The following is a 780-nucleotide window of genomic DNA, read 5'->3' as shown; positions in this document are numbered from 1 at the left end:
TCGCCGCGGTGGCCCGGATTCGGCGCAGCAGCACGTCGTCCCGGTAGGCCGCGGACTGGCTCATCCGCTGCACCTGGGCCCAGCCGAGATCGCGGCGCAGTGGCGCCGACAGGGGCGGCTCAAGAGGGTCAGCGCTGACCGCGCTGTCCTCGCCGGTCAAGGTCACGGGGCGGAAGTTAAGCGACAACAATGGATGTCAGGTGAACAAAGGGTTGCGCGCAGACGTAAGTGCACAATGTCTCACATGCCTTCGACACCGTCCCAGTCCCGGAAAGACAGGGAGGCCCGTCGCCGCGGCGAGTTCCCGGCCGCGCCCGAGCCATTGTCCGTTCCGGTCTTCGACAGCCACACCCACCTGGACCTGACGATTCAGGAGGCCGGTGTGCCCGGCGGCGAGGCCGGTGACCCGGTCGAGGCGCTGATCGATGCCGCCGCCAAGTCCGGAATCGATCGGCTCGTGCAGGTCGGGGTGGACGTGCCGTCGTCCCGCTGGGGAGCCGACCTGGCGGCCCGGCACGACGCGGTCCTGGCCGCCGTCGCGATTCATCCGAACGAGGCGCCGCGGCTGTCCGACCTGGACGAGGCGCTGCGCGAGATCGAGGCCCTGGCCGCCCAGCCCCGGGTGCGCGGGATCGGGGAGACCGGCCTCGACACGTTCCGCACCGGCGACGACGGCCGGGCGGCGCAGGAGGAGAGCTTCCGGGGGCACATCGCGATCGCCAAGCGGTACGGCAAGGCGCTGATCATCCACGACCGGGACGCGCACGCCGACGTGCTGCG

Annotated in this window: 1 protein-coding gene; it reads left to right on the top strand. The window is 71.2% G+C overall.

All coding sequences use genetic code 11. The features are described from left to right. Positions 1-235: 235 nt before the first annotated feature. A partial coding sequence (locus Ato02nite_RS50915) for a TatD family hydrolase (RefSeq protein WP_213013962.1) occupies positions 236-780 on the top strand: 545 nt, incomplete at its 3' end.

It is taken from the genome of Paractinoplanes toevensis (genome assembly GCF_018332695.1).
GTDB lineage: Bacteria > Actinomycetota > Actinomycetes > Mycobacteriales > Micromonosporaceae > Actinoplanes > Actinoplanes toevensis.
This window is presented reverse-complemented; position numbering and strand designations above follow the sequence as displayed.